At 45.9% G+C, this 26,265-nt stretch carries 22 protein-coding genes; 8 read left to right on the top strand and 14 right to left on the bottom strand.

The window, feature by feature from the left end; genetic code table 11:
- The first annotated feature begins 4 nt into the window (after nt 1–4).
- A complete protein-coding gene (locus tag V1U08_RS10115; RefSeq protein WP_014231286.1) occupies nt 5–514 on the top strand; it encodes a DUF2062 domain-containing protein in 510 nt (169 codons plus the stop codon).
- 152 nt (nt 515–666) lie between these two features.
- On the opposite strand, the gene lolE is transcribed toward V1U08_RS10115, so the two are convergent.
- From lolE to lolC, 3 genes are read right to left on the bottom strand one after another with little or no spacing between them, the layout of a single operon-like run.
- Nucleotides 667–1,911 carry a lipoprotein-releasing ABC transporter permease subunit LolE gene (gene lolE, locus V1U08_RS10120; protein ID WP_330470532.1) on the bottom strand — a complete coding sequence of 415 codons (1,245 nt, stop codon included), beginning with the start codon at nt 1,909–1,911 and terminating at the stop codon, nt 667–669.
- A gap of 2 nt (nt 1,912–1,913) precedes the next feature.
- A complete protein-coding gene (gene lolD, locus V1U08_RS10125; RefSeq protein ID WP_020332845.1) occupies nt 1,914–2,621 on the bottom strand; it encodes a lipoprotein-releasing ABC transporter ATP-binding protein LolD in 708 nt (235 codons plus the stop codon).
- Nucleotides 2,614–3,822: a lipoprotein-releasing ABC transporter permease subunit LolC gene (lolC, locus tag V1U08_RS10130; protein ID WP_330470533.1), complete on the bottom strand. Its 1,209-nt coding sequence runs from the start codon at nt 3,820–3,822 to the stop codon at nt 2,614–2,616. The genes lolD and lolC overlap by 8 nt, the downstream gene beginning before the upstream one ends.
- Before the next feature lie 251 nt (nt 3,823–4,073).
- On the opposite strand from lolC, the gene V1U08_RS10135 reads away from it, so the two are divergent.
- The 4 genes from V1U08_RS10135 to V1U08_RS10150 all read left to right on the top strand — a co-directional run bounded on the left by V1U08_RS10135 (nt 4,074) and on the right by V1U08_RS10150 (nt 9,521).
- A complete protein-coding gene (locus V1U08_RS10135; RefSeq protein WP_065296580.1) occupies nt 4,074–4,643 on the top strand; it encodes a PilZ domain-containing protein in 570 nt (189 codons plus the stop codon).
- A gap of 5 nt (nt 4,644–4,648) precedes the next feature.
- Nucleotides 4,649–8,110 (top strand): transcription-repair coupling factor, encoded by a 3,462-nt coding sequence (gene mfd / locus V1U08_RS10140; protein ID WP_330470534.1) that lies wholly within the window; start codon nt 4,649–4,651, stop codon nt 8,108–8,110.
- Nucleotides 8,111–8,117: 7 nt separating this feature from the next.
- Complete coding sequence (locus V1U08_RS10145) at nt 8,118–8,888, top strand: peptidoglycan binding protein CsiV (protein WP_076633415.1); 771 nt, start codon at nt 8,118–8,120, stop codon at nt 8,886–8,888.
- An 84-nt stretch (nt 8,889–8,972) separates the two neighbouring features.
- Nucleotides 8,973–9,521 carry a GNAT family N-acetyltransferase gene (locus V1U08_RS10150; protein WP_330470535.1) on the top strand — a complete coding sequence of 183 codons (549 nt, stop codon included), beginning with the start codon at nt 8,973–8,975 and terminating at the stop codon, nt 9,519–9,521.
- 123 nt (nt 9,522–9,644) lie between these two features.
- Here the strand turns inward: V1U08_RS10150 and V1U08_RS10155 are convergent, their stop codons facing one another.
- The 7 genes from V1U08_RS10155 to hinT form a co-directional block, all read right to left on the bottom strand.
- On the bottom strand, nt 9,645–10,934 hold the full coding sequence (locus V1U08_RS10155; protein WP_014231278.1) for an NAD(P)/FAD-dependent oxidoreductase: 1,290 nt from the start codon (nt 10,932–10,934) through the stop codon (nt 9,645–9,647).
- Between the two features lie 557 nt (nt 10,935–11,491).
- A complete protein-coding gene (gene ycfP / locus V1U08_RS10160) occupies nt 11,492–12,031 on the bottom strand; it encodes an alpha/beta hydrolase YcfP (RefSeq protein ID WP_014231277.1) in 540 nt (179 codons plus the stop codon).
- 75 nt (nt 12,032–12,106) lie between these two features.
- Nucleotides 12,107–12,988, bottom strand: coding sequence for a thiamine kinase (gene thiK / locus V1U08_RS10165; RefSeq protein ID WP_330470536.1), 882 nt, complete (start codon nt 12,986–12,988; stop codon nt 12,107–12,109).
- A 25-nt stretch (nt 12,989–13,013) separates the two neighbouring features.
- Nucleotides 13,014–13,604 carry a penicillin-binding protein activator LpoB gene (gene lpoB / locus V1U08_RS10170; protein WP_014231275.1) on the bottom strand — a complete coding sequence of 197 codons (591 nt, stop codon included), beginning with the start codon at nt 13,602–13,604 and terminating at the stop codon, nt 13,014–13,016.
- A 52-nt stretch (nt 13,605–13,656) separates the two neighbouring features.
- Nucleotides 13,657–14,049 carry a YcfL family protein gene (locus V1U08_RS10175; protein WP_014231274.1) on the bottom strand — a complete coding sequence of 131 codons (393 nt, stop codon included), beginning with the start codon at nt 14,047–14,049 and terminating at the stop codon, nt 13,657–13,659.
- The gene (locus tag V1U08_RS10180; RefSeq protein ID WP_330470537.1) at nt 14,049–15,446 is read right to left on the bottom strand and encodes a COG3014 family protein; all 1,398 of its coding nucleotides are present in this window, start codon (nt 15,444–15,446) and stop codon (nt 14,049–14,051) included. Before V1U08_RS10180 ends, V1U08_RS10175 begins: the two co-directional genes overlap by 1 nt.
- A 235-nt stretch (nt 15,447–15,681) precedes the next feature.
- The gene (hinT, locus tag V1U08_RS10185; protein WP_020332840.1) at nt 15,682–16,032 is read right to left on the bottom strand and encodes a purine nucleoside phosphoramidase; all 351 of its coding nucleotides are present in this window, start codon (nt 16,030–16,032) and stop codon (nt 15,682–15,684) included.
- Between the two features lie 314 nt (nt 16,033–16,346).
- Between hinT and V1U08_RS10190 the strand changes: the two genes are divergently transcribed.
- Nucleotides 16,347–18,338 carry a methyl-accepting chemotaxis protein gene (locus tag V1U08_RS10190; RefSeq protein WP_118118026.1) on the top strand — a complete coding sequence of 664 codons (1,992 nt, stop codon included), beginning with the start codon at nt 16,347–16,349 and terminating at the stop codon, nt 18,336–18,338.
- 154 nt (nt 18,339–18,492) lie between these two features.
- Nucleotides 18,493–19,653 carry a DUF1887 family protein gene (locus V1U08_RS10195; protein ID WP_014231270.1) on the top strand — a complete coding sequence of 387 codons (1,161 nt, stop codon included), beginning with the start codon at nt 18,493–18,495 and terminating at the stop codon, nt 19,651–19,653.
- Nucleotides 19,654–19,775: 122 nt separating this feature from the next.
- Here the strand turns inward: V1U08_RS10195 and udp are convergent, their stop codons facing one another.
- From udp to V1U08_RS10215, 4 genes are all read right to left on the bottom strand, one after another.
- Complete coding sequence (gene udp, locus V1U08_RS10200) at nt 19,776–20,534, bottom strand: uridine phosphorylase (protein WP_014231269.1); 759 nt, start codon at nt 20,532–20,534, stop codon at nt 19,776–19,778.
- 311 nt (nt 20,535–20,845) lie between these two features.
- The gene (locus V1U08_RS10205) at nt 20,846–23,161 is read right to left on the bottom strand and encodes a zinc/cadmium/mercury/lead-transporting ATPase (protein WP_330470538.1); all 2,316 of its coding nucleotides are present in this window, start codon (nt 23,159–23,161) and stop codon (nt 20,846–20,848) included.
- 176 nt (nt 23,162–23,337) lie between these two features.
- Nucleotides 23,338–23,757, bottom strand: coding sequence for a CBS domain-containing protein (locus V1U08_RS10210; RefSeq protein WP_014231267.1), 420 nt, complete (start codon nt 23,755–23,757; stop codon nt 23,338–23,340).
- A 350-nt stretch (nt 23,758–24,107) separates the two neighbouring features.
- Nucleotides 24,108–25,727 carry an NAD(P)/FAD-dependent oxidoreductase gene (locus V1U08_RS10215; RefSeq protein WP_330470539.1) on the bottom strand — a complete coding sequence of 540 codons (1,620 nt, stop codon included), beginning with the start codon at nt 25,725–25,727 and terminating at the stop codon, nt 24,108–24,110.
- 208 nt (nt 25,728–25,935) lie between these two features.
- Here V1U08_RS10215 and fdxA point away from each other — a divergent pair, with 208 nt between their 5' ends.
- Nucleotides 25,936–26,259 carry a ferredoxin FdxA gene (gene fdxA / locus V1U08_RS10220; protein ID WP_330470540.1) on the top strand — a complete coding sequence of 108 codons (324 nt, stop codon included), beginning with the start codon at nt 25,936–25,938 and terminating at the stop codon, nt 26,257–26,259.
- Nucleotides 26,260–26,265 lie beyond the last annotated feature (6 nt).

Raw genomic sequence — 26,265 nt, forward strand, 5'->3', positions numbered from 1 at the left:
TCCTATGCCTAGAAAGCTGATAAAACGCTTCATGCCAGATCACGAGTTGATCAAACGTCAAAAAGCATTAAAAGTCTTCGGCAATGTCCTATATAACCCGAACCTTTGGTGCCTTAACCGTCGCTCTGCGTCTGGCGCGTTTGCCGTTGGTCTTTTTATGGCGTTTGTACCGCTTCCTAGCCAAATGATTATGGCGGCAGGTTTAGCCATTTTAATGGGTGTCAACTTACCGCTTTCTGTTGCTCTAGTTTGGGTTAGTAACCCAATTACGATGCCGGTTTTGTTCTACTTCGCCTACAAGATTGGCGCATGGGCTATGCATGTTCCTCCGCAACCATTTCACTTTGAGCTATCGTGGGAATTTATCATGCAGCAAATGCATACTATCGGACCACCATTCCTGCTCGGCTGTATGATATGTGGCGTCGTCTCAGCTATCATCGGCTACTTTGGTATTCGCGGAGTATGGCGCTACTCTGTAGCCCGTAGCTGGAATAAACGTAAAGTAAGATAAGTCGTCGGCACAAAAAATTCAGCACTCTGATAAGCTGATGAGGGGCAGATAACGCTTAACCTGAAAAGCAATGTCGCTCAAGCATGCAAACCTGATATTAAATACACAAAAGGACCGAATTCGGTCCTTTTTGTTTTTTGCCTGCTTTGATTTTACTTCGCACTTAGAACCGCAGCTGGATTTAATTTAGCCGCGCGAGAGGCAGGATACCAAGTCGCTAACAAGCTGAGAACAATTGCCGTAATCGACACCAAAGCAACATCCGGCCAATGCAGTTGTGATGGTAAGAAATCAACAAAATAAATGTCACCAGATAAGAAATGGTGTCCGATTAGTTGCTCTAATCCTGTGATAAGCGGCGTTAGGTTTAAGGCGACTAAAACACCAATAACACTTCCGACCAAACTACCCAGCACGCCAGAAAATACGCCTTGCCAGACAAATATTCGCTTGATCAGGCCGTCTTTTGCGCCCATGGTTCTGAGAATTGCAATTTCTGCCGCTCTGTCTTTAACCGCCATCATTAAGGTCGAGACGATATTGAAACAAGCTACGCCTATCACCAGCACCATCACCAGATACATGATCGTCCGTACTAACTGGATATCACGGTAAAGAAAACCAAACTGTTGCTGCCAGCTTTTCAGATAAACATACACATCGATAAGGCCGCCCACTTCACGAACAATTTCCGGTGCGTTAAGGACATCGTTTGTCTTCAGCGAAACACCAGTAACGCCATCCCCTAAACGGGCATATTGCTGAGCATCCGCTAATGGCACTAACGCAAGAGAGTGATCAATCTGGCCATTCAAGGTCAAGAAACCTATAACCTGTACACGAACACGCTTTGGTGCCTGAACTTTTGTACCCGTGCCCGTTTGTGGAATCATTAACGTGACATAGTCACCAACTTCGGCATTTAACTCAGTCGCTACACCCCGGCCTAAAATTACCTGCTGCTGACCCGCGTAAAAGTTCTGCCACGCTTCCGGGTCGATAAAATCAGACATATTGGAAACGGCTTGTTCAAATGAAGGTTCCACCCCGCGTACTTCAACCGCTTTGAGCTTACTGCCCTTCTCTGTTAACCCAGTGAAGCGAACATAGGGTGCAGCCGCAACCACATTTTTATGCTTCAACGCTTGATTCATGGTCTTGGCGTAGTTCTGTAGTGGGCCATCGACCCCCTCTAACTCACCATGTGGAATCACCGACAACACTCGCGACTGTAATTCTCGCTCAAAACCATTCATCGCAGACAGGCCAATGATGATGACGGCGACACCAACGGCAATGCCAATGGTGGAGGACAAAGAAATGAACGAGACCATCTTGTTACGCTTTTTCGCGCGACTAAAACGACCACCGATCATTAATGCTAAAGATGAAAACAAAATTAGCCCTCCGCCACAGATGCTTGACTCGTTAAACGATCCACCAGCAAACCGTCTTGCATGTGCATTTGGCGATCCATCTTCGCAGCCAGTTCGTTATCGTGTGTCACTACCAAAAAGGCGATGTTCGATTCTTGGTTTAACTCCCGCATCAGGTCATAGATCGACAGCGCTGTGTTATGGTCCAGATTACCCGTCGGCTCATCAGCCAGCACCAAGTCTGGCTTGTTGACCAGCGCACGCGCAATTGCCACACGTTGACGCTCACCACCAGACAACTCCGATGGACGATGATCGATACGGTGACCTAACCCGACTTTATCCAACAACGCTTGTGCTGCCGCTTTCGCTTCCGGGGCTTTCGTTCCGCCTATTAAAAGTGGCATTGCTACGTTTTCCAACGCCGTAAAGTCAGCTAACAAGTGATGAAACTGGTACACAAAACCGAGGTGTTTATTGCGCAATGCAGCTTGCTTATTTGAACCGAGTGACGACAAGTTTTGACCTAAAAAGTCCACTTCGCCGTGCGTCGCATCATCGAGTGCACCAAGAATATGTAGCAAAGTGCTTTTACCCGAGCCCGATGAACCAACAATAGAAACCAGCTCGCCTTTCTCAATATCAAAGCTGACACCTTTAAGCACTTCCGTATCTAACGAACCTTCTCGGTAGACTTTACGAATATCACGACATTCTAATAGCTTATTCATAGCGAAGTGCCTCAGCAGGTTTAACAGAAGATGCTCGGTAAGAAGGGTAAACAGTCGCGGCCAGGCTCAGAGCAATTGCCAATACCACCACTAACAGAATCTGAAATGAATCAATTAAAATTGGCAGACGGCCGCCAAAAGAGAACAACGCGACACCAGCCGCCTCAAGAATCGGATTTAAGTTGAGAGATAACATCACGCCAGCCAAACCACCAACAATCGCACCAATCACACCACTGCTTGCGCCTTGGACCATAAAGATTGTCATTACTTGCGTTTGCGTCATACCCTGAGTTTTAAGAATCGCGACTTCGGCTTGTTTTTCCATCACCACCATGATCAGCGCAGAAATAATGTTAAACGCCGCAACACCAACGATCAGCCCCAGCATTAAGCCCATCATGTTCTTTTCCATTTTTACTGCCTGAAAAAGTTCACCACGCTGGGCACGCCAGTCGCTCCACTGCCATCCCTCTGGCATTGGTTTATCAGCGAAATCCGTCACCATAAACGGATCAGAGAAAAAGACACGCCAGCCAGACACGGTATCCTGCGGTAATCGCATCAGCTTGGCTGCATCGGTCATATTGACGATCATAAGCTGCCCGTCAACATCGGAACCCGTATTAAAAATGCCAGCAACCGTAAAGTTACGCTGGCTGGGAATACGGCCAATTGGCGTAAACTGCGTCGCGTTTGTCACCATAAGGCGAACTTTGTCGCCGATAGAAACTTTCAGAGAACGGGCAAGGCTATGTCCCAAAAACACTTGGTATTCGCCTGCTTCTAGAGCAGAGAGTCGACCAGCGATTAAGTGGTTAGCGATTGGGTCTCCCTTTTTAGGCTCAATCCCAATCAAATACCCCGCAGTCAATTGTGCGGAGCTTTGAATAACGGCTTCGCCACGAACGACAGGTTCAGGCTTCGCGACCTTTGAAATGTTCTGAATAAATTCAGGTGCTGTTTCAGTCAATGGTGTATTGCCGTCGCTCTGAGAAATCACAGCATGAGGAAGTACACCAAGAATGCGTTCTTTAAGCTGCGCTTCGAAACCATTCATTACGGACAGAACGGTCACCAACGCCATCACTCCGATGGTGATGCCTGCGGTCGACATATAGGAAACAAATCGGCTAAACCTATCTCCGGAGCGACCCCGAAGATATCTCAAACCAATAAATAATGAGATAGGATGATACATATAAGACAAACCAACCGGCTGTTTTGATATAAGACTAAACTTTGTCGGCTATCTTACCTTACTCTTCTGGTGAAAAAGACAAGATAATCGCTAAATTTGTCAACGACATGCAATAAGTCCGCATTTAAAGCAAAAAGTTCAGGCCAAAAAACCGGTAAACTTGATAACTTCATTCAGTTAGCGATAATCAGTGCCTTACTCTCTGATTTGCAAATCAATCAGAGAGCGCTCGCAGGCCAAAGGACAACCATATGACAGAGCAAGAATATTTCACCGTTCACCACAGCATCACCATCAACGTGGAAGCGTTAGGTACCGATTTTGCTTTGCCAGATGAAGAAACCTTTGTTGCTGAAATTCCGGCGCCTTTCATTGTCGCTTGTGAGTTTAGCCAATTAGACATGTTGTCAGACAACGCTCGCTCGGAACTAAAAAATAAAGATTTAAAGCACGTTATCAGCTTACTCGACACGCAAAATACCAAGCTCAATCTCCTGCTAAGCTTTATGCTGTCACAGCAAGATGACGCGTCAGTCAGATATCAAACCACGCAATTTGGTGCGAGCCAGCTAAGCTACCATGCCGATAGCGAATTAGACACAGAACAGTTAGTGCGTGTGAAACTGTTCCTCGATAATCCGGCCGCAGCAATATACTGCTACGCTAAAGTCGTAGAATGTGCTTCGTCGGATCAGGGCTTTCTCGTCACGCTGAAATACAAAATGCTCAGAGACGCCGATCAAGACTTACTGATCAAAGCCGCCTTATACCAACAACAAAAACTTTTACGTCAGCGCTCACTGGAGCGAGATAAAAAATAACTCCTATGACAAAAGCAACGATACTTTCCGTCACCAACCCATCTGAGCGTGGCGATAAAAAACAGTTAGGTAATTTACCTGGCGCTGCTCTGCCGCTTGCGATTGCAGAGCTCGCAAAACAGCATACAAGCCATTCACTGCTTGTGGTGCCAGATCCTCAAATAGCCCTGAAACTGCAAGCAGAAATAGAGCAGTTCACCGATCAGCCTGTCAGCCTTTTCCCTGATTGGGAAACTCTGCCATACGATAACTTTTCTCCACATCAGGAGATCATTTCTGATCGGATTGCGCGCTTATACCAGTTGCCGACCCAACAAAACGGCATCACGATTGTGCCAGTCAGCACCGTACTGCAGCGTCAATCTCCGCGTGATTTCTTGTTGCAACACACTTTAATGGTAAAAACCGGCGATCAGTTTTCACTCGAAAAGCTGCGTGTTCAGTTAGAAAACTCTGGCTATCGTCACGTAGATCAGGTTTTTGGCCCTGGTGAGTATGCAAGCCGTGGTTCCATTCTTGATCTCTTCCCTATGGGTTGCGATGACCCGTACCGTATCGATTTCTTCGATGATGAGATCGACACCATCCGTACGTTCGATCCAGAGAACCAACGCTCGATAGAAGACATCAAACAGATTCAGTTGCTTCCCGCTCATGAGTTCCCGACCACCAAAGAAGCGATTGAAGAGTTTCGTACCCGCTGGCGTACTCAGTTTGAAGCGCGTCGTGAGCCTGAATCGATTTACATGCAGGTGACCAAAGGAACGTGGCCGGCAGGGATTGAATACTGGCAACCCTTGTTCTTTGACCATACAGAAACCCTGTTTGATTACTTGCCAGAAGACTCGCAACTGATCACTTATGGTGACATTGAAGCCGCCGTAGAAACTTTCTTAACTGACGTTGAGTACCGTTACGATCAGAAGAAAATCGATCCATTACGCCCACTGCTTGCACCGCATGATCTGTGGCTGAAGAAGGATGAACTCTTCACCCACTTCAAACAGCTTCCGCAAGCACAACTGCATCTGGACAAAATCGTCAAGCGTGCTGGTCGTCAGAATTTGGCGGTGCAGTCGTTAGCAGAACTGGGCGTTCAACAGCAGAACAAAGAACCACTTTCGCGTCTGCGTCAGTTCAGTGAGCAGTTCACTGGAAAAATCATCTTCTCTGTTGAATCAGAAGGTCGACGTGAAGCGCTCACAGAGCTTCTACAAGGCATTAAAGTTCGCCCTGTCGCTCACCAATCGTTCTACAAGGCGCTCGATTCTAAAGATCGATTTAGCTTGATTCTGGGTGCGACTGAGCATGGTTTTATCCATGATGAGCTGAACTTCGCCCTTATCTGCGAAAGTGACCTGCTTGGTGACCGCGTCATACAACGTCGTCGTAAAGACAAAAAAGCCGTCAACAGCGATACCGTTATTCGCCACCTTGCCGAGCTAAAACCAGGCCAGCCCGTTGTTCATATCGACCACGGTATTGGTCGCTATATCGGCCTGCAAACGCTTGAAGCAGGCGGTATGAAAACTGAGTACGTAACACTTGAATATCAAAACGACGCCAAGTTGTACGTACCCGTATCATCACTGAACCTTATCAGCCGTTATTCTGGTGGCGCAGTAGAGAGCGCGCCGCTGCATAAACTCGGCGGAGAAGCATGGGTTAAAGCTCGACGTAAAGCCGCCGAGAAAGTGCGTGACGTAGCAGCAGAGTTACTGGATGTTTACGCCAAACGTGAATTAAAACCGGGCTTTAAATTCGAATTGGATCGAGGTCAGTACGCCACATTCAAAGCAACGTTCCCATTCGAAGAAACCGATGACCAGGCAATGGCTATCAATGCCGTTATGTCTGACATGTGCCAACCAAAAGCTATGGATCGCTTGGTATGTGGTGACGTTGGTTTTGGTAAAACCGAAGTAGCAATGCGAGCAGCATTTGTTGCAACGGACAACAGCAAGCAAGTCGCCGTGCTGGTACCAACGACCCTGCTTGCCCAGCAGCACTTTGAAAACTTCCGTGACCGCTTTGCCAACTTACCGATCCGAGTAGAAGTGTTATCTCGCTTTAAATCGGCTAAAGAACAGAAAGTGATTTTGCAAGATGTAGCGGAAGGGAAAGTCGATATCGTCGTGGGAACACACAAACTGCTTTCTAACGACATTCGTTTTAAAGATCTTGGCCTGCTCATTGTCGACGAAGAGCACCGTTTTGGCGTGCGTCAAAAAGAAAAAGTGAAAGCAATGCGTGCGGATGTCGATATTCTGACCCTAACCGCAACGCCGATCCCTAGAACGCTCAATATGGCAATGAGTGGAATGCGCGATCTGTCCATCATCGCTACTCCACCAGCGCGTCGACTAGCAATCAAAACCTTTGTCCGACAGCGTGAAGAGCCGGTTGTACGTGAAGCGGTACTGCGTGAAATCATGCGTGGTGGTCAGGTTTACTTCCTGCATAATCAGGTCGAAACCATTGAAAAGACCGCTGAAGATCTACAAAAACTGATTCCAGAAGCCCGTATCACTGTGGCACATGGACAAATGCGTGAGCGCGAGCTAGAACGCATCATGAACGACTTCTACCACCAACGTTTTAATGTACTGGTGTGTACTACGATCATTGAAACAGGTATCGATGTCCCAACGGCGAATACCATTATCATGGATCGTGCGGATAACCTTGGTTTGGCTCAGCTGCATCAGCTAAGGGGCCGTGTGGGTCGTTCTCACCACCAAGCCTATGCTTACTTACTGACGCCGCATCCAAAAGCGATGACCAAAGATGCCATTAAGCGTCTTGACGCCATTGCCTCTCTCGAAGATCTTGGCGCTGGCTTTACGCTCGCAACACACGATTTAGAAATTCGCGGAGCTGGTGAACTACTTGGTGATGAACAAAGTGGGCAAATTCAATCGGTTGGCTTTACACTGTATATGGAGATGCTCGAACAGGCGGTTGAAGCATTGAAAGAAGGGAAAGAGCCATCGCTGGATGAGTTACTGCGCGAGCAGACCGAAGTGGAAATGCGCATTCCTGCACTCTTGCCAGATGATTACATCCCCGATGTAAATACACGTCTTTCAATGTATAAACGTATCGCGAGCGTCACCAACGCCGATGAGTTGTCAGAATTGAAAGTGGAATTGATTGACCGCTTTGGTCTTTTGCCTGACGCAACAAAAAATCTGTTGGCTGTCTCAGAACTGAAATTTGCTGCAGGTAGTCTGAAAGCGAAAAAGATTGAAGCCCATGATAAAGGCGGATTTGTAGAGTTTTACCCTGATGCTGACATAAATCCAGCGTATTTAGTTAAACTCCTGCAATCACAGCCTCAAAAATTTGCGATGGAAGGTCCAACTAAGTTCAAGTTTAGCGTACCATTAACTGACCGACGCAAACGAGTTCAGTTTGTTAAAGACTTACTGAATGATTTTAAACAGAATTTATTACCAACGAGCTAATAGTCGAATGAGAATACTGATCCCGTTATTACTTCTTTGTGTCTCAATGCCCTCTTGGGCACAACGTCAATTTGATATTGAAGTGATCATTTTCAAGCGCACCGTCGACGCGGAAAACACGAGTGAGTCTTGGCCAGACCAACTACCGAAAATCGACATGACCAATGTCGGCAGTTTAGATAGTGACGCTTATCGCTCATCTAAAGGTGTCTCCTTACTGCCTAGCTCTTCGTTTCGCTTAAACCCGCAAGAGGCTGCGCTGAACAGTCACGCCGGATTTAGAGTATTAAAGCATGTAGCTTGGCGACAAGGTGATCAGGGACAAGGCAGTGCACCGACTTTCCGCATTGTAGCTGGCCGTGATTTTTCAGGCTCGTATTATTCCGATGGCAGCCCTATCGATGGTAGCCAAACCACGTTCGCTAGCGATGGTTACAGTGAGTCAAACGTAAATGGCCCGTTGTACGAGTTAGATGGCAAAATTCAGGTCTACGTTCAACACTACTTGTTTGCAGAGACAACCATGGATTTGCGTGCGCCGGGTGTCAGAGAAATTCGTTTTGAGCCTAAACCCGTTGAACAGCTTGCAAACGAAATGGGTGAAGCTGACGGAAATGTTCAGGTTGGTAACTTAGCCGATGTATCGCCAACCGTGACTGAAGAGAAGTTTCTTAAGACTTACCGCCTTGATCAAAAACGCCGCATGCGAAGCAGCGAAACACATTACCTGGACAGCCCTTTAATGGGAATGATCATCCAGGTACGCCGCGTAAACTAAACCATAAAAATAATAAAAGCGCAGCTCAGGCTGCGCTTTTGTTTTATAACTAAAAAACGACCAGTAAGGGAGTCATATCAATTCATGAGCCCCGATTTTGAAATTATTACGCCGCGCTTAGCTTTACGTCTTATTCCTGCCCATGATGCAAATGCTCTGCATACGCTGCTTGCCGAATCTCCTTCACTGCATACCTGGTTAGACTGGTGTGGTGAAAACGTGTCACTCAAATACGCACAGGACTTCTTGCTTTCCACACGCTTGAACTGGGTGAAAACAGAAGCTTTTGGTTTTGGTGTTTATGACCGCGAAAGCAATGCCCTTCTTGGCATGGTGGCTATTAATGAGCTCTACCATACCTTTAACATGGCGAGTATTGGCTATTGGATTGCCGACCGTTATCAGCGACAGGGTTACGCACAAGAAGCGGTTTGTGCATTAGCCGAATTCTGCTTCGCTAAACTTAGCCTGACGCGTATCGAAATTGTCTGCGATCCAGATAATACTGCCAGTCAGGCACTGATCGAATCCGTTGGTGCACACCAAGAGGCAATTGCCAGAAACCGCTACATCTTTGACGGTAAGCCAAAAGATGGCATTGTCTATTCATTGCTACCAGAAGATCTAAAGTAACGTTTGGGACGTAACAGCAGAAAAACAAAAAGCCACCGACATGCGGTGGCTTTGTATTTATAACTGCGTATTTATAACTGCTCAGAAACTTCGCACAGCTTTCGCTTGGCGAAGTTTACTCTATTAATGCAGCTTCAAATTAGGACGCAATACGCGGTTGATTCGACCAACCAGCATCATCAAACCAGTCTTGAAAAGGCCGTGCAACGCAATTTGGTGCATGCGGTACAGTGAAATATACACCACGCGAGCGATACGACCCTCAACCATCATTGAGCCTTTGGTTAAGTTGCCCATCAAGCTGCCCACTGTCGAGAACTGGCTCAGAGAAACCAAAGAACCATGATCTTTGTACACATAGTCTTTTAGTTCACGACCGTTGATCATCGCGACGATGTTGCTGAATGCTCGGCTTGCCATTTGGTGTGCAGCTTGAGCTCTTGGCGGTACAAACGAACCATCTTCCTGAGTACACTGAGCCAAATCACCGATCACAAAGATGTTGTCGTCGCGCGTGGTTTGAAGGGTACTTTTCACCACGAGCTGGTTGATTCGGTTCGTCTCCAGACCCGCGATGTCTTTGATGAAATCAGGCGCTTTAATTCCTGCCGCCCAAACCATGATTTTAGCGGAAATCTTCTCACCGTCTTTGGTCGTTAAGCCGTCTTTCTCAGCTTTTGTCACCATTGTTGCGGTACGCACATTCACACCTAGTTTCGTCAACTCTTGATGTGCTGCAGTAGAGATTCGAGAAGGAAGCGCAGGTAGAATACGTGGGCCAGCTTCAATAAGGTTTACATTGAGCTTGCTCGAGTCTAAGTCACCAAAGCCGTATGCACGAAGTTCTTTAATCGCATTATGCAGCTCAGCTGAAAGTTCCACACCTGTTGCACCTGCACCAACGATTGCGATATCAACGGTTCCGTTACCATTTTTCGCATGGAGCTTAAGAAACTCGTTGTTCATTTCGCTGCGGAATCGATGAGCCTGTTCAGGGCTGTCGAGGAAAATACAGTTTTCACGAACACCCGGAGTATTGAAGTCGTTTGAAGTAGAACCTATCGCCATCACCAGAATGTCATATTCCAGCTCACGGCTTGGCATTAACAGTTCACCATGTTCGTCTGTAAGCTCACTCAACGTGATGACTTTACGCTCACGGTCAATGTCTTGAAGGCTACCCATTTGGAAGTCGAAACTATGATTTTTCGCATGAGCACGGTAGCTCAATGCATCAACACCCTCGTCTAATGATCCGGTTGCTACTTCGTGTAACAACGGTTTCCACAAGTGGCTCGCTTTACGGTCTACCAGCGTAATTTGCGCACGGTTCTTTCGACCAAGTGTACGGCCAAGCTTAGTTGCCAATTCCAGGCCACCAGCACCGCCGCCTACAACGATAATGCGTGTCACAATGATTTTCCTCTACAAAAATGAATAAATGGGTTCAGCTCGACCCTTCACTATCAGGCACACTGATGAGAAGCATCCAACCGATGAATTCTTGGTTCTTAGAGGTGTCTCAAGCTTTTGGGATTAAAATAGATGCTTAATTTTTATTCATTTTTATCAATTGGTTATTGTGCATCTTTTGCTGAGTCTGATACCTAAAGTTCAGACGAAAATGGGCAAGTTTTTTACCTGCTCTCAATAATTTTTTTGATATTTGTCAAACAATTTTAATCCCGCTCATTATATAGAGCCATGTATTGAAGGCAACCAAAATCCTTGCTCTGAATACGGTTTGCCTACTTTATCGACCAGTCTACAACACCGCCTTCGTGCCACATAGAGCCTCTATGGTAAAACAATAGACAGAACACAATAATTGTTTAAAACAAAGGCAAATTTGGCTAAGTCATAGGTCCATATGGCAGAGCGACAGAATTCATAGATGAGGAGGGTTTGATAAAAAAATAACACTCCGCGGAGTGCCATTTTTGTTTAACAGTTGGATGAAGTAGACCGTATTAGGTGTTTTTAAATTCTTTCACGGCTTGTAAATGATGAGAGATCTTCTTGAACTTGTGTGTTTGAGTCTCATCCCAAATAATTGGGTAATGCTTTTCTAGCTCAGCGGCGGTTTCTTTGTTATCGCGCACTTCGTCTTCTTTAGACAAAATAACCAGGCAATGCCCTTTATTCTTTGCTCGAAACTGATCGACACATTTAGTGGCAATGTCTTCATACTCTTCCGGACGGTCAATACGCCCTGCCATGTTCTTCTCAGGATGCAGGTTCGGGTTGAAAATCACCTGCTTGATACCACATAAAAAACCAATTCGCTCTGACCAATAGCCACCGAGACCAACACCACAAATCAATGGATTCGGATCATCGGATTGATCAATAACCTTCGACACCTCTTTTAGCAAATGCTGCATATCGTGTTTAGGATGAAGCGTACTGTAATTAATAAAGCGAACGTCATCGTCGATAAATTGTAATTGAAGAACTTTTTCGTGGTTACCCGGGCTAGTACTATCAAAGCCGTGCAAGTAAATAATCATCTGTACCTCTCCCTGTATATATCTGGTACTTTTCTTAAAACTAACACTATTTCCTTACTCTTAAAGGGGAATATGTCACGAGTTATTAAAACAGTGATCGTAAATACACAATAAACCTTTAAACTCGTTGGCACTGCTTAAGTATTGTTCATCTCCCCACAATTGATAAGCCAGTAAGTACCAAAGCATTGCCATCACCAATGTTCTTGGCTGCCACGCTATCACCCCCTCCAGCCAGACAGAGACATCTTCGATATTACGAATTTGGCAATAGCGTTCTACCCCATCGTCGATAGGCACATCGGCAACCTGCAGTATCAGAGCCAAGTCTAATCTAGGATCTGCGAGCCCGGCATACTCCCAGTCGATGGCTTTGACGCCCTCATCGCCCCGAACCAAGTTGTAGCTACCTAAATCAAAGTGACACAGTGCCAGCGGCAGTGGCTTTATGCTCGGTTCCGTGCGCCACTTTTGATACAAAGCCTCAAACTCTGTTCCAGTATAGCTACCGCCTAATTCTAGCCAATAATGATCGATTCGGGAGAGATAAGAGAACGGAACAACCGGTACGGCCTTAGATGGGAAGGTGTGAATCGTTGCAGCGAGAGAAAGTAACTCGTCCAATTCGATACCAATATGAGTGAGTGTTTCTCCTTTAACCCACTCAACGAGAAGGCCTTGTTCATGGATGAATACCGGCTTGGGACCAACGCCAAGAGACCCGATGGCGCTAAGAACCTGATATTCATTGTGACGAGAAATGAGAAAAGCCTGACACACTTTACTCAACGGCCTCCAGACGTAAGCTTGCCCATCAGCCGTTTCTAAGCGCCAACAACGGTTTGTCAGCCCTCCTGTGAGGGTTTGAACTTTCACAGGAGGTTCAATAAAGAAGACATCAAGCGCATTAAGCGTCGGATCCAGCTGTTTAGCCTGCGGCCAAGAGAACAGTGCCATTGATGACTTCTCCATTAACTATCGGTTAGAGACCGAATAAGCTCTTCGATTGCGCTTTACGGATTTCTGTTTCATCCGCCCATTCGATCAAGCCGGTTTCGAGATCCATCAGTCGCATTGTCATTTTGTAGTACACGTCTTTGTCACTTCCTGCATTCTTCACAATGCTTGAAAGGTTGCCGTAAAGCATGTATTGCGCGCCAACCATTTTACCAAACTGAATAGCAGTACTTTGATTGACTAGCTCATCGGTATTCTGGAAGTTCAGCTGCTGACGAACAGACTCAACGCGGTCCATATCGACAAAACGGAACTTACCTGAATTCAGCATCTTAGTTGAAATCGTATCTGTAATAGACTCAGTATCAATATGCTCGCTGGTCTTATTTTTAATGCGTTCAACAAACACAATAGGACGCTGATCACGAGTAATTGCAGCTACAGAACCAGACATCATCATGCTATCGACCATTTCAGCGGCAATGGTTTGCAGGTCGGTAGAACCAAAATCAATGGTGGTGGTTTCTGTCGCTTGCGCATCACCGTAAGAGACCTTGTTAGAACACCCCCCTAAAATGACGGCAAGACCTAAAAGAGCAATAATACTTTTTTTCATGAGAGTTCCTTAGTTTATTCAATACCTGCGCACTCAAGGCGCAAGCTAAAAATTAATTGTCTTGTGCTTCTCTGATTTGTACTCGGAATCGAGTGCCATTTGGATTCACTGTCACTTCAGAAAGTGTCACTGATTCAAAACCACGCACGATCGCTTTTCGCCACGGTCCCGGTTTGGTATTCACTTCCAGGCCGTTATTGTCATACCAGTAAAAGCGGTAGAGGATATGCTGATCACCTTGATAGTTACTATTAAGCTGAACCACGCCTCTTGGCCGGTCGTCGACATACGTGGTCGTAATCTTGTCTACCAGTAATCGACTGCCCAACACATTGTCGTTAAAAAAGATTTGCTGCGTCTGACCATCAATTCGGATACCGGCAGTGTTGTCTGCACACCCTGCCAAACCTACAATCAACGCTAAGCCAATAAGCCAAGATCTCATTACAATCTCCCCAGTTGTTTATGCCAAACAGTCGAATGTGCCCCCTGACGTGAAACCCAAACTAATGTCGTTTGCTGCGCAGGCACATCAAATTGATAGACTTGATCACCCAAGTTTAAACGTTGTGTGCCGGGTTTCACGATTTGAGAAGCGGTTTTTACTCTCGCAGGCAGCGTTTGCCAGCTTCGGGTATCAGGCTGCTCGGTTAATGTGTTCCAGACGTTAAAAAGAATGTTACCAACATCATCACCTTTCGCGGCCGCTTCTTTACGAATACGATCTTTTGCCCAAACTCGGATAGCCTGACGAATAACAATCGTCATCAAACGTTCGTTAAGATCGTTCTGCGCCATGGCATTGATATCGGCCAAATTACTGGAATTAAGTTTAGTGTCATTCAGGCTCAAATCACTAAACCTCTGCGACCCTCGGTTGGGGTAATAAGGCAGTGCTAGTGAATAGATCGCCCATCGTTTTCGACTGTCGTAAATGGGCAGATCAATACGCCAGCCTTGTAAAGCTTCAACCACACCCTGCTCATCAAAAATGATCACGCGACCTTGTGACTTACTTAAACCAGAGGCCGCTTTACCATAGCGTTTTTCCAGCAAGCGAAGGTCTTCCCTCATGCCTAGCTTCTTAGCGGCATACAGTGTACTTTCTATCACTTGTTTATTGTCTGGCATTACCGCCAGAGCGCGCCGGTAATCGACATACGCACTATTCAGGTCTCGCGACGCTTCATATAAAAGACCCGAAAGATAAAACAGATAGCCGTTTTGTACCGCACTGAGTTTCCCCCCTGCATCGGGATAGTTTGCCAGTACGCTACCCAAATTAGCTGACATGCCTTGGTTTTTCAGATCTTCTTCTGCGGCTTGTAACGATTTCTCACGTGCTTTTCTGGCAGCTTCCTGTACTTGGTTAGCACGACGAACTTCAACTAACGCGCCTTCCAGATCATTTTTCTGCAGGTAATTTAGACCCAGATATAAGTGTAAAAAGCCAAGCTCATAGTCAGCGGGTTGATAGTCTTTGAGGTTATCATTGACGGCTAAAGCACCGACACTGGTCGTCGTCTCAGACAGTGAGATTGTGGCACGCTCTTGTTGGACGCGGACAGCACTATCGCTTTTTTCCAGCGCACTAAGGCTGGTTGGATAGTCTTGGGCAAGAAATGAAAGTCTGCCTTTTTCGAAATTGCCAAGTATCTCACCACCAACATCACTCGACTGAAGTTGCTTGGCTTTCACATATTCTCCAGCAACCACAGCTTGGTACATTTCTTGGTTTTGATCACTGTAGTGGCTAAACAAATTACCCGCAGACAAATTAGCACAGCCGGTCGCCATAAGAGCCCAACTGACCAGCCCTAATAGCTTCACACCTAATTTCACATTTATCTCCACAAATGTGTGCTCAGAAAAGAGTATAAATTGGGTGGCCAATTCACCACCCAATTAAGCATACCAATCACAGTAAGTAAGTGTTCATAAATAGCGTAGGAAAAATGCTTGAGAACAAGGCGAAATTTTTCGATAAGTAGTTATTCTACAATCAAAAATTTTAACGCCGTTATCGAGTATTTTAACAAGCTAGAATGACCAGTTATTTACTACGATTGGTATCAGATTAACTCACCACCATTGGCCCTAAAGGACGGCCGCCCAGTAGGTGCATGTGAATGTGATAAACCTCTTGGCCACCATGTGGGTTGCAGTTCACGATCAAGCGGTAACCGTCTTCTGCAATGCCTTCGTCTTTTGCAAGCTTTCTCGCGACGGTAAATAGTCGTCCCATCATTGCTTCATCTTCAGCTTCGACATCATTCACTGTCGGGATCAATTTATTTGGGATGATAAGAATATGGCTTGGCGCGCGCGGGTTAATGTCACGGAAAGCAGTCACTAAATCATCTTGGTAAAGAACATCAGCTGGGATTTCCTTACGAATAATTTTACTAAAGATAGTCTCTTCCGGCATGGGTACTCCATTTTATAAGTTGTGTAACGTAGTTAGTATGCGCCAACCCTAAGCAGAGCTCAATAAAAACAGTGTTCACTTAACATTATTCATTAAGGTGTTTAAAACAAAGCCTTTTTTGTAGCCTGCGTCATAAAATGCGCGTCGCATAGTCAATACAATCCGGTTAATTTTGTTACATTTTTAAGACAACTATAAATTATCTCCAAATCACTTATAGATACTGATCAGATATGGACTAAACCATTACGAATCCAGCATTTTGACGTCATTTGGAAACCTTTTTGTCTATTTTTGGGAGAGGACGCTCACGTATGCGAGGTTCAGTAATTAAACGGATGTATGCTGGTTTTGGACTTATCATCATCCTGTTCGCCGTCACTATTGCCATAATGATGGGTGGAATGAATGACATTCATGGCAAGTTTCAGACCGTATCCGAGTCATCTTTACCGCTGGTTTCGCTATCGAACCAAACCAGTGTCGAGTTACTTTCAGCAGATAAATCTTTCAAAGACTTCCTGACTACTGAGAATAAACAGCGCATGGACGAGTTGCGTCAGGAATTCGCCAAATCTCAACAACGTTTTGAATCCACCCTGGAGCAATTAAAATCCGCGAGTGAAATCTACCCTTCTCTAGCCGAACCCTTTGCTGAGCTAAAAACATTAGAGCAAAGCTACTTTACAGAAGCTATCGAAGCTATGGATAACTACGAAGCCATGTTCGCAGCCCAAGACGCGGTTCAGAAATCTTCACGACGCTTCCAAAAGCTGAATACTGAGCTCTCTATCGGGCTGAAAGAATACGTTGATGATCAATCCAGTATCTCCGTGAAAGTGATGGCGAAAAGTTACTTCATTAAACTGAAAGACGCGGAAGTCATTACGTCAGATGCGTTAGCCAGCTCAAACTCTGACTTTGTTACTAAAGCCGTCGCTAAAAACCGTAAAGCGATATCGCACTTAAACGACGCGTTCCGTGGGCTGACAGCTCAATTACCAGAACTTAAAAAAGTCTTCGGCGATTCAGTCGAACAGTTCACCCGCGATGTAGGCAAACGTGGTGGCGTTCTGGATCAGCACAACAGCTACCTCACCGCTCGCTCTGCGCTGTATGCCAACATAGCTAACCTTACCAGCAAAGTAGACGCAACCATGGCGATTCTTGAGCAGTTTACAACTACCGCCACGGATAAATTAAATGAATCTCTTGCTGACGCGGGAGATATCTACTCGGCAGGGGTTACAAAAGCCATGATCATTGGTGTTGTTGTAGTGCTGTTTGCTGCCGCTATCGGCTATCACATTGCTCACAGTGTGCGTGAACCTCTAACCAAGATCCTCAACGTACTTGAAAGCCTAACCGAAGGCGATATGACGCAGCGAATAGATGTTCGTTACAAAAATGAATTCAGTCGGGTAAGCGGCCACATCAATTCGCTCGCGGATAGCCTGCACAACATTCTGGTTAAGTTGAATGATGCGTCTGAAAACCTGGCGTCTACGGCTGCCACTAACGAGCAAACCTCTTCCCTCGCTCAGAGACAATTGAATTCTCAACGTGAACAGACCGCCAATGTCGCGACAGCAATGACTGAAATGTCACATTCCGTTCAGGAGGTGGCACAAAATGCTCAAAGCTCGCTTGAGATGGTACAGCGCGTTGAGTCGGCTTCAGAAGAAGGTCGCAACATTATGAGTGGCAATATCAGCACGATTAACCAGCTTGAGACGCGTTTACATGAGTCTGTCAGTGCCGTTTCTGAATTACAGAAGATGAGCGCACAGATTGGCTCTATTCTGGATGTGATTCGTAACATTGCCGAGCAAACCAACCTATTGGCTCTGAATGCTGCCATTGAGGCCGCTCGCGCTGGCGATCAAGGACGTGGTTTTGCCGTCGTTGCTGATGAGGTACGTGTTCTTGCTTCCCGTACCACAGAATCAACAACCGAGATTGAGTCGATGATCAGCAATCTTCAATCGAGCTCCCAATCGGCTAATCATGTGATACAAAGCTGTATGAACGATATGGAAGAGTCGGTGGAACAAGCTTCGAAGGCCAATAGTTCGATGGAAGAAATTCAGGCACTTATCATCGAGATTAGTCAAATGAGCACCCATATTTCGCAGGCAGCCGCAGAGCAAAGTGAAACATCGGCAGATATCGCTCGCAGTATTGAAGACATCAACAATATCGCAGATGAGAGCTATCAGGCCATGTCTAACATCGCGCAAACCAGTGAATCGCTGACTCATCTGGCACATCAACAAAACTCGCTGGTGCACCGATTTACGCTATAGCCATAATTAAAGGAACTGGTTCAACCAACTGTGCAAGGGCGACTTTTTATGATGTCGCCCTTGTTTTTTATCCGTCGTGTCTACATATCGTTAGTATGGCCGACTCATCCTCTTGCATATCTATTTTCGAGCGGCCGCATAAAAAGGAAAATCTATGGCTGTTCATGTTGGTATAATTGACCAAGACCCAGTGAGATTGGTTACCCCTCTATTGGATAATCGCACGCTAAGTTCGCATATTGTCTTCATCGGCGACTCTAGCCAAAAAGAAATGTACAACCGACTGAGCTCCGTATTAACGCAGCGAGAGATTACTTCCGAATTCTTTGAGATCCCTTCCGCAGTCAATACCACGTTAATTAAACAATCGATTCAGAAATTAGCGAAGGACCTTCACGATCGCGGCGAAGAAGTAAAACTCAATGCCAGCTGTGGCCTTCGACATCGTTTACTGTCTGTTTATGAAGTGTTCCGCACTTATCACTGGCCAATTTTTGTGGTTGAGCCAAACAGCGACAAATTATGCTGGCTTTACCCTGATGGCCAGGAAGACACTCAGGTAGAAGACCATATTAAGATTGCTGATTATCTGACGATTTTTGGTGCGCGAGGCGAGTTCCAGTACCTTGACCTTCCTCCTCTGCTTGATAAAAAGCTATACGATTTAGGCGAGCGTTGGGCATCAAACGCCCTTGAGCTTGGTCCTGGCTTAGCCACACTCAACTATCTTGCAACGACATGTCGTAAAGAGCAGAAGCTGGATGTAGAACTGTCTGAAAAGCAACAAGGCTATCGCGAACTTAACATGCTGCTCAGTGATCTTGTTGAAGCGCAAATTGCCACCTACGAAAACGGCATTCTGACCTTTGCAAATGAAGATGCTCGTCGCTTCTCTAACGGCGAATGGCTGGAAACCTTGGTGCACAGTACTGTTAAACAGATTCAAGACACGATGCCAACGATTCAAGACCGCTCATTGAATGTTCAGGTCTACCGTAAGCTTGGAGAAAGTGAAGTTCGTAATGAACTGGACGTCGCGACAGTGGTAAACAACAAGCTTCACATCATCGAGTGTAAAACAAAGGGTATGCGTGATGACGGTGATGATACGCTGTATAAGCTGGAATCACTTCGCGACCTTTTAGGCGGCTTGCAAGCCAGAGCCATGCTGGTCAGCTTCCGTCCACTACGTCATAACGACATTACTCGTGCCGAAGATCTGGGATTAGCTCTGATTGGCCCTGATGAGCTAAAAGATCTGAAAACACACCTTACTGCGTGGTTTAAAGCGGCAGGTGGTTCAGACGAGGTTTAATCAACACAAAATACAAAAAGCAGCGAAAACGCTGCTTTTTTCATGATTGTGTACAACCAAAAGCAAAAAGCCAGAGGTTTCCCTCTGGCTTTTTCAATTCTATTCCGTCAATGAAAGACGAATTAAAGCATTTTACGCGCTGCTTCTACGACGACTTTGATAGAGCGAGCTTCTGTCTCTTTCAGAGTAGAGTGATCCGGGATCTCTTTCTGTGTACGGTTGATAATAACACCTGCAACACAACCTGCTTTAAGACCAGAACTTGCACACATGGTTAGCAGTGTCGCTGACTCCATTTCAAAGTTCAGAACGCCCATGTCTTGCCACTCTTTCATTGAACCTTGGAAACGCTTAACAACACGGCCAGTAAATGTATCGTAACGCTCTTGACCTGGATAGAAAGTATCACTTGATGCAGTTACACCCATATGAACAGTGGCACCAGACTCTTCCACAGCAGCTTTCATCGCTGTTGCAACGTCAAAATCAGCAACCGCAGGGAACTCCATTGGTGCGAAGTGCAGGCTCGCACCATCCAGACGAACAGAACCCGTCGTCACAATCATGTCACCAACGTTTACGTTTGGTTGGATAGCGCCCGTGGTACCAACGCGGAGGAAAGTACGTACGCCAAGCTGAGCTAGCTCTTCAACCGCAATAGAAGTCGAAGGGCCACCGATACCAGTTGAACAAACCACAACAGGCTTACCGTCCAACTCTGCACGGTATAGCGTGTATTCACGTTGGCTTGCAAGAAATACTGGGTTCTCCATTTGCTCAGCGATTTTTTGAACGCGGGCAGGATCACCTGGAATAATGGCTAGAGTCGCACCATTAAGATCAGCTTCAGTAACACCTAGATGGAATACAGCTTGAGACATAAGTCGCTCCTTATTGTGGCTTATTTTTTCGGCAATAAGCTCATTAATCTGTGGTTGGGTACAGAACCACTGTAACCAACCTTAAGGGGATATATAGTGACATTAATCACATCTGCAAAATGTAATATAACCACACTTTCACACAAAATAGATTTACATCACACTTTTAGTGAAATTTAAATCCAGTTGCATATAAGATAGAAAACCATTACCACCCAGCTATCAAGCCGAGCAATACCGAGTGCAAGAAAATAAAAAACCCGAGACACCATCATGTCTCGGGTTAAATATAGTGCAACTTTGTTTCAATACTACATATGCTTAGACTTAAAACGTAACAGCCTTAACGCATTCAGTGTCACCAATGCTGTCGCTCCACTATCGGCCAATACTGCCATCCAAAGTCCGGTAATACCAAACAGACTCGTCACAAGAAAAACGCCTTTAAGGCCAAGTGCTAACGCAACATTCTGGCGAATATTGTTCATTGTCGCACGTGACAATTCGATCATTGCTGGTAGTTCTGACAGACGATTATGAGTCAGAGCCGCATCTGCCGTTTCAAGTGCCACGTCCGTCCCGCCTCCCATGGCAATACCAATACTGGAAGCCTTCATCGCTGGCGCATCGTTGATTCCATCTCCCAACATTGCAACGGTATGCTGCTTCGAAAGCATTTCAACATAATGTACTTTGTCGGCAGGCAATAAGCTGGCTTGATAATCTAACCCTATTTGGCTGGCGATGGCTTCCGCACTACGAGGGTTATCTCCCGTTAACATCACAGAGCTGATACCTAACCCTTTCAGAGCAGAAACGGTAAGTTGCGCATCTTCACGTAATGTATCCTGCCAGGCAATCAAACCCACGATTTCTTGCTCAAAGCGTACGATAACCACCGTTTTCCCCGACGATTCCAGGTCAGTAACCTGATCTTGTATCTCCTGGGAAAGCTGAAATTCCGCTTTCGACGGGGCTATTACCTGAATTAGCTTACCTTCCACGAGCCCTGTTATACCCGAGCCAACCTGCGCAGTTTTTTCGCTTGCTTCTGGTATTGTGATACCCAACTCTTTGGCCTTATTGACCAACGATACGGCTAATGGGTGACTTGACCCCACTTCAATCGACGCAGTATGGCTCATTAACTGCTCTTTAGTTACGCCATATGCCAACACATCGGTGACTTTAGGCTTACCCTCTGTCAGCGTGCCGGTTTTATCAAAAGCAACCGACTCCACTTTCCCAAGCAACTCTAATGCGGCACCGCCTTTGATTAATGCACCGCGACGAGCTCCCGCCGCTAAACCTGAAGTAATCGCAGCTGGTGTCGAGATAACCAAAGCGCACGGACAAGCGATCAGCAGCAGTGCCAACCCACGGTAAATCCAAGTCTCCCAAGGCTGAGAAAACAGCAGCGGCGGAGCAACAACGACCACCAACGACACTAACATCATTAACGGCGTATACCATCGGCTGAACTTATCTAAGAAACGTTCCAGCGGGGCTTTTCGTGATTCTGCTTCTTCAATCAAATGTAAGATGCGATCAATCGCATTATCACCTTGTCGTGAAGTAACTTGTACCTGCACTACCTTATCGACAACGACGGCACCCGCCATGATTTTGCCGCCTTCTTCGTATTCAACGGGCACGGATTCTCCAGTCAGCGCGCTTTCATCAAAGCTGGCCATTGAGTTCATTAGCATACCGTCGGCAGGCATACGACCTCCGGGCGCGACTTCAATCACATCCCCTGGCTGAAGTTGAGAGGCAGGCACTTCTTTGCGCACCCCCTCTTGAATCAAGATCGTGTTTTCAGGAACCAAATCCATCAGGGCCTGAATGCCACTACGAGCACGCGATGATGCATACGCTTCTAACTTTTCACCAATAAGGAAAAGCAATAGCACCATCGCCGCTTCTGCGGTTTCACCTAAATATAATGCGCCTAACGCTGCAACGCTCATTAGGGTTTCAATCGCGAACGGCGTTCCTCCTTTTGCCAACTTCACCGCTTTGCGTGCGATAGGAAACAGGCCAAGCAGACAGGTGAGAGTGAATATCCATGAGCTCACTTGAGAGCTCGCATTGGCAACAACGGCGGCGACTAGCATGGCTACAGAGATAGACAAAATTTGCAAATTGTCTGAAATAACACCGCGCCAACCTTTAATTTGATTTTTCTTCATTGGTTTATCAAGTGACGCAAGTGGAAAGCCCGTCTGACGAGCGGTTTGTTCAATAAGAGAGGTAAGTGAATGGTTGTCGAAATCTACGATCAGTTTCTCAGTAGCAAACAACACTTTTGCATTGCTGACACCGTCTAAACTGGTAATGGCTTTTTCAAGCTTTAAAGCACAGGACGGACAGTCCATATCAGAGACCAGCCAACTATTGCGAATAGAAGCACTGCGGATAGAAGCATTGGACAGTTTTTCGGGGGCTTCTTCTTCGGGAGAATCTGAACTGCAACCACCACTACAGCAGGAGCCTTCTGCCGTATCAACGCTCGCTTGCGAAATATTAACTGACGGTTTGGATGACTCACAACAGGAGTCAGTTGCACCTAGCGGCACCGCCGATTTGATTTTGCCTGATTGGCAACCTTGATGTTTCGTACACATAAGTTCATTCCTTACTGGTGAAAAACTCTTCATCTAACAATAAGGATAAGCCTTGGAGTAAGCTCCAAGGTCAAGTTGAATTACTAAAAATTTTTTACCCAAAAGACCAAACACAACCCCATTAAAAACAAAAAGACGCCAGTGCGCCTTTCTGTTTTCATTTAAAAGTTAACTGACTATACCGGATGCATGAAGCACTCGTTGAGTGTTACACCCAATGCTCTCAAAACATCACGTCTGGTAATAATGCCAACCAGTTTTCCCTTGTCATCAACAACTGGATATACCTTAGGCTTACCGACTTTCATCATATCCGCCAACTCTATAATCGACATTTCAGGCGAAACAGAAAGTACATCCTGGTGCATGCATTCCTGAACCGTATGCGTGTCTTGGCAGTGATAACTTGCTTTAACCAACTTATCCAACAAGTCCTGTTCTGATAAGAATCCCACTACCTTTTTATTCTCATCGATAACAGGACCACCAAGAGTGACGCTTTTTATTACCTTGTTCAAAGCAGCCGAAAGCGACATGTCTTTGGTGAAAGTCACTGCTTGCAACGTCATGTAATCTTTTACTTTTAATGATCGCATTCTTATCTCCTTAGAACCATATTCTTGCGGCCTTAAGATAAGTGTCGTCTAATTTTTTGATTTTACTAAATGGAAAGTGCCAATTTTGCTCATAGGGCTAGACTATTGATCTTTCCACCAATTAACAGAATGACGAAACCAACAGAAACTCAGTTGCATATTTATGTCATTCACTCCTCTCTTAGCCATTATTTTCCATACCATTAACTAAACGTAATGAGCATAAATACGCTGCTTTTTATTGCATGTGTAGAGGTAGTGAACGAGATAACAGTGCAAGTAGACTAAATACAAAAAAGCCAGTCAGAGAGACTGACTGGCTTTATTCACTTAATCAAGCGAGTTAGAAATTAAGCGTTTTCCATCGCGGCAACGATATCACGAGCGACCGCTTCCGCGACTTTGATACCGTCGATACCAGCAGACAAAATGCCACCAGCATAACCAGCACCTTCACCTGCTGGGTAGAAACCCTTCAAGTTGATGCTCTGGAAGTCTTTACCACGTTTAATACAAACTGGTGAAGAAGTACGAGTTTCCACACCTGTTAGCAGACCATCGTCTGATGCAAAGCCTTTGATCTTACGGTCAAATGCAGGGATCGCTTCACGAATCGCTTCAATTGCGAACGGTGGCAGTGCTTTCGACAAATCAGTCAGTTTAATGCCCGGTGTGAATGATGGTTCCACATCACCCAACTCACTTGGATCGCGACCTTTAAGGAAATCACCAATCTTCTGCGCTGGTGCATCGTACGTCTCACCACCTAGCTTGTATGCGCCAGATTCCAATTCACGCTGCAGGCGAATACCTGCAAGCGGATCACCCGGGTAATCTTGCTCTGGAGAGATACCCACTACAATCGCACTGTTTGCGTTACGCTCTGAACGAGAGTATTGGCTCATACCGTTGGTTACTACGCGGCCTTCTTCTGACGTAGCCGCAACCACAGTACCGCCCGGACACATACAGAAGCTGTAAACCGTACGGCCGTTCTTACAGTGGTGCACCAGTTTGTAATCCGCAGCGCCAAGAATCGGGTTACCTGCATTTGGACCAAAGCGCGCTTCGTCAATCATCGCTTGCTTGTGCTCAATACGGAAACCAACCGAGAATGGTTTTGCTTCCATGTAAACGCCACGATCATGCAACATTTCAAAAGTGTCACGAGCACTATGTCCAACCGCAAGAACGATGTGGCGAGACTTAATTTCTTCACCATTTGAAAGCGTTACACCCGTAATCTGACCATCTTCCATGTGAAGATCATCCACACGTGTGCTAAAGCGGATTTCACCACCCAGTTCGATGATTTTCGCGCGCATTTTCTCGATCATCGTAACCAGTTTAAAGGTACCGATGTGCGGCTTACTTACGTAAAGAATTTCTTCTGGTGCACCCGCATCGACAAATTCAGTGATCACTTTACGACCGTAGAAGTTTGGATCTTTTACCTGACTATAAAGCTTACCGTCAGAGAACGTACCTGCGCCGCCCTCACCAAACTGCACGTTTGACTCCGTATTTAGAGCACGCTTACGCCAAAAACCGAACGTATCTTTAGTACGTTCACGTACTTCTTTACCACGCTCAACAATGATTGGGTTAAAGCCCATTTGAGCCAAAACCAGACCAGCAAACAGACCACAAGGACCGAAGCCGATGACCACAGGGCGTTCTTTTAGGTTTTCAGGTGCTTTCGCGACAAACTTGTACTCCATATCTGGAGTTTGGCGAACATGTGGGTCTTTCGTAAACTTCTCTAGCAGCGCCGCTTCATCACCTTCAACAATGATGTCTAGCGTGTAGATAAGCTGAATATTCGTTTTCTTACGAGCATCGTAGCCGCGTCTAAAGACGTTAAAAGAGATAACTTTCTCAGCAGGAATGCCAAGCTTTTTAGTGATCGCGTCTAATAGCGCGTCTTCCTCATGATCAAGAGGAAGTCTAATTTCATTAATACGAATCATATCGATGTCTCGGGTAGTTGGTGTCTTAGCCAAAACCCTGCGATATGCAGGGTCAGCTCACAATGGCGCGCATTTTACGAGAAATTGAATTGTCTGTCATACTAAATCAAAGTGAGAGGGGCTATTTAACCTATCGAATGTTGAATTTTACCTTGGGACGAGTATTATCCCCTTTCCTTGATTTTGACTAACTTAAGAGCGGATTATCATGGCATTTGTCGTAACCGATAACTGTATCCAATGTAAATACACTGACTGTGTCGCAGTGTGCCCGGCTGATGCCTTTCACGAAGGGCCAAACTTCATGGTAATCAACCCAATAGAGTGTATCGACTGCGGCTTGTGTGTCGACGAGTGTGACGCTCACGCGATTTTTCAGGAAGATGAAGTCCCAGAAGATCAACAAATCTATACGGCATTAAATGCAGAGCTTGCTGAGATTTGGCCAGTACAGACTGAGGTAAAACCAGCAATGGAAGACGCCGAGAAATGGAATGGCGTACCAAACAAGCTAGATAGGTTGGAAAAATAAAAGCAT

It is taken from the genome of Vibrio sp. YYF0003 (genome assembly GCF_036350715.1).
Taxonomy (GTDB): domain Bacteria; phylum Pseudomonadota; class Gammaproteobacteria; order Enterobacterales; family Vibrionaceae; genus Vibrio; species Vibrio natriegens.